Annotated in this window: 4 protein-coding genes; 3 read left to right on the top strand and 1 reads right to left on the bottom strand. The window is 37.0% G+C overall.

Annotated elements, in window-relative coordinates:
• From Q9Q35_RS10115 to Q9Q35_RS10105, 3 genes are all read left to right on the top strand, one after another.
• Positions 1–429: hypothetical protein (locus Q9Q35_RS10115; RefSeq protein WP_304653252.1), on the top strand; the 429-nt coding region annotated here is incomplete at its 5' end.
• Between the two features lie 47 nt (positions 430–476).
• Complete coding sequence (locus tag Q9Q35_RS10110) at positions 477–2,564, top strand: hypothetical protein (protein WP_304653251.1); 2,088 nt, start codon at positions 477–479, stop codon at positions 2,562–2,564.
• The gene (locus Q9Q35_RS10105) at positions 2,554–3,195 is read left to right on the top strand and encodes an ATP-binding cassette domain-containing protein (protein WP_304653250.1); all 642 of its coding nucleotides are present in this window, start codon (positions 2,554–2,556) and stop codon (positions 3,193–3,195) included. Before Q9Q35_RS10110 ends, Q9Q35_RS10105 begins: the two co-directional genes overlap by 11 nt.
• Positions 3,196–3,278: 83 nt before the next feature.
• On the opposite strand, the gene Q9Q35_RS10100 is transcribed toward Q9Q35_RS10105, so the two are convergent.
• Positions 3,279–4,268 (bottom strand): LPXTG cell wall anchor domain-containing protein (locus Q9Q35_RS10100; RefSeq protein WP_304653249.1); only part of this gene is annotated, 990 nt, incomplete at its 5' end.

Here is a 4,268-nt window from a genome sequence, read left to right as displayed (position 1 = left end):
TTTTTGACCGATTTTTCCGTTCATGCTGCTAGTGTCACTGTTCCCGACTCACTTAATTCTGGTGAAGTACAACTAGATGATCACGATCAGGTCGTTTTTGCCTCATCTATGGCGTTAGTTGAACCAAATGAACCAACACCCCAGAACTTGACCGATAAACAAGCACTCTTTGCTCGTCTCTCAAATGCTAATTTCACCGCAGTCAATATGCCAAATAGTCGTTGGGTCTATTATTCAGATCACCACAACTACTTTAATAACTATAAGTGGGGACATTCCAATTACTTTAATAGTGTAGTTAGACATTCTGCCACTGCTATTGTTGGAAAATCCCAAGATAAAGTAGTTAAACTTAAAAATGAGTGGGCTCTTACAACTGCTAAAGGATACGGTACATTTAAGGCATATTATAATAATCTGCTTAATTGATAACAAAAAGTAGATTGGTTAACACTTGTTCTATAAGGAATTTTAAGATGAAGAATAAAAAATTATTTTTATTAATTATTTTTATATTTTGCTTGATCCTTAGTTCTCTTGGAGCATATTTTACCAACTATCAAGCTCAGGCTACTCTAGCATTACAACAAATCGATACATCGCATCGGTTTATTCCGTTTAAGCTTCCATTCACTGCGCATGATAAAAAACAATTCCAACAGATCATCACTAGCCTAAACGAAAGTGCAAAAGAGACCAACTTAAACTACATGGAAAAGCATTATTATGAGGGCTACCCAATTAAAGATGGAAAGCCTGATTATAATAGATCACTGCAAGAACAAAACTTCTATGTCTACAAGTTAGATCAAACACACTTTTTAGGAAATTTTAGTGCCTTAGGATCTAATAATCAAAAATATAGTTATACCTATCCTTTACTTAGTGGCTATCAAGTAACGATCCAGCCGATCGAACAAGCACTACGCTCAAGCAAAAATTTTGAAGGTGTCTTTTTTCTTGAAACACTCGAGCAAGAAAAATACTTACACTTCATCAAACTACTTGATAAAAAACTAAGTCAGCGCTTCAAAACGCATTACGCATTAAGCGACTATCAAGTGACACAAACAACACAATTGCTTTTACCTTCATTTGAAGTTGATCCTAATTTAAAAATGATCATTAATTATCTGATCGTCTTCATCGTCGTTTCACTGTTAGTCTATGTATTGCTTGAATGGCCAAAACTTCGCTTATATAAGCTCAATGGTCATTCTTTTACCCGTAGTTTCTTAGCAATTGCTGCCAAGCCCTTGTGCGCGATCTTACTTGCCTTTAGTTATGATCTTTGGTTGGTATTTCAAGGGCTAGATCTATCAGAACTACTGTCACAACAACTTTTAGTTTTTGGTCTTGCTTTTAGTGGAGCCTATCTATTGATGCTAGGAATGTATCGCATAAGTTTAAATGAGCTCAAAGAACGCTATTTTTCCAGCATACTTTTTTTATTACTAGGTGGAGCAAAGTTACTTTTACTCGTAACACTGATAAACTCACTTGCTCCAGTTGGTAATATAATCGTTGATAGTTACGAGCTTTTAAAGCAAGATACAAACCCTAAACTAAAAGATTATGCAGAAATTTTTCCAAGTGTGATCGGTAGCGATGCTATCAATAGTTTCGATAACTACGAAGATCTAAAAAACATTTACAAACTAGCGGATAAGCAAGGTGCTTTATTATTTGATGATACTGGTTCTAGTTATGTCCAACCAGCTGACGTACCACGTGAACTCACTGATATCAGCATAAACGTCAATTACTTAAAAGTTTATCCGTTATATGATGTGAATAACAAAAAAATTAAGCTTGATCTTAGAAGTAAGCAAACGATCTTAGTTTTTCCGATCACCAAGAAAAATTTAGTTGCTAAACGCCTGCAAAAAGAAAGAGAGATCTCTAAAATTTCACGAAAATACGGTGTTAAAGTCATATATTCTGATCCTAAATACAATAAAGGTTTTAAAAATATCGTAACTGGAAAAAATATTGCTAATGAGATAATCCATGTCATTCCACTAGGAAATATCAGACCCAAGAATAACGATCCTATTCTCAACCTTTTGTCTGGTTCTGAACACGATATGCTCTTATTCTCGCTCAAAGGCACTACTTTAGCTAAATTAAAACGACAATGGGATCCGATCTTGACCAAATATAATCTAAGTGATAATGCTCCCCAGTTTATTCGATATGATCATGGTGCTAGCGAGCGGTTAAAAATAGAACTGGGAAACATCTTTGCTTATTCATCTAGCCAAGGTCTCTTATTGCTGACGATCATTTCTCTTAGTTTTTATTGTTTGCTCAGTTTCTTTAACAAAAATATCTATAACATCGGTCTAAAAAATACATTAGGTTACTCGCGGTTTAGAAATTACTGGCCTTACTGGTGTTTTTTACTCTTTCAATATAGTCTTACACCTCTTTTTTATACTGATGTATATATATCAAAGACGATCTATTTTACACTTGATGGCTTATTTTTTGTTCTTGAGCTTATCCTCTTAGATCTCTTTATCAGTTACTTAGAAAGCGAGGCTAAAAAAAATGTCAAATGATCTCATCTGTGTAACGGATCTGACCAAAAAATTCAAAAAGAAGTGCGTTTTTTCAGATCTTTGTGTAAATTTTCCAAGAAATCAGATCACTGTGATCTACGGTAAAAGTGGCTCAGGTAAATCAACACTCTTAAAGATCTTAGGTACGATCGAAAACTATCAAAGTGGTGGTGTCTATTTCAACGGACAAAAACTGCCTAAAGTTGGACGCCATAAGGCTACTTTATATCGGCGTAAAAACATCAGTTTCATCTTTCAAGATTATGGTTTGATCAAAGAAGGCTCGATCAAAGCTAACTTAGAGCTTGGAGCTGCTTATAGCAAACTCAAACATCATGAAAAAATCAACAAGATGCAAGAAGTTTTGGCAGAAGTCGGCCTAAACTATCCCTTAAAGACTAAGGTTGCCGTCTTATCTGGTGGTGAACAACAACGGGTCGCTATCGCTCGAGCATTATTAAAACCTGGTGAACTCATCTTAGCCGATGAACCCACTGGCTCACTTGATATTGAAAATCGGACACTCATCTTTTCTTTGCTCCAAAAGCTAAAAAAACAAGGCAAAACGATCATTATGGTCAGCCATGATCCTTACTTTGAACAAGTCTGCGATCATGTTGTCAGACTTTAATACCTAAATAAAAAGTCGTACAAACTGAACCATCACAGTTTGTACGACTTTTAACTATATTTAGTTATTATCTAAATTTTTGGTCACTCATCTTCTTTTTTACGTTTTTTAGTCGCAAATCCTAATAAGCCAGCTAAGGCAGTTAACATAGCACCAACAAAGGAAGCTTTTTGCGTATCGCTAGCATCACCTGTTTGTGGTAATTGAACCTTACTTTCTGTCTTAGTTTGAGTTTCTGATGCTTTTTCAGAAATTGGAGCTTGCGTTTCAACGCCCTTTTGCCCCTCAATGCTAGATCTAGTATCATTGTTTTCTTCCAAAGACTCAGTTTGTTTGGACTCAGCTTTAGTTGGGTCGTTTGAGATATCTGGTTTTGTCTCAGGTACTTCATCTAACATATATTGGACAGTTTGAGTCTGATCTGCCATCGTTGGTGTTAGAACACGTTCAGCGATCAATGTTTTATCTGGTGTATAACCTGGGATATCAGGGACTGCACTGGAGGAGATCTTACCATCACCACTCCAAGTCGTTTCTATAGTCTCACCAGTTACGGAATCGATCGTATAGATCGGAACAAAGGTCTTTTCGATCACACTTGGTGGATAGATCGGCTGTCCTTGTTTTGGTCCATTACCGTAAACATAATTGATCGTATCAGTTATGACCACTGGTGTACCAACTACTTGTCTTAATGCATGGGTCAAGTAAACGTAGTGCTCTTGATCAGCATCTGGGTCTTCATCAAAGTTACCTGCACTTGCTTCTGGTTGGGCACTGACTAATTCATAACCTGCTTGCGCATAATCCCACAGCGTATTGGTGTATGCCGAACCCGCTTTACCTGTGATCGTTTGGAGTTGGTCAGTCAATTCCTTGTTGGCTCCACCGTAGACATCGATATAGTGCACCTTGACGGTTTGGTCACCTGCTGTATATGTCACCACTGTCATGAGATCTTTTGAATCATGGGTGATCGTTTGACCACTGATCTCGTTTCGATCTGGTGTGTAGCCTGTGATCGTTGGACTTTGGATCACTTCTGTCGTCTGCGCTGGACTCCATACTGTACT

The sequence above is a fragment of the uncultured Ligilactobacillus sp. genome, from assembly GCF_948826705.1.
GTDB lineage: Bacteria > Bacillota > Bacilli > Lactobacillales > Lactobacillaceae > Ligilactobacillus.
Note: the sequence above shows the minus strand (reverse complement) of the source record. Positions and strands in the feature narration are given on the sequence as shown.

What these genes read in the sequence shown, in the direction of transcription:
- Q9Q35_RS10105 (WP_304653250.1), top strand. Translation starts at nt 2,554, where the DNA reads ATGTCAAATGATCTCATCTGTGTAACGGATCTGACCAAAAAATTCAAA.
- Q9Q35_RS10110 (WP_304653251.1), top strand. Translation starts at nt 477, where the DNA reads ATGAAGAATAAAAAATTATTTTTATTAATTATTTTTATATTTTGCTTG.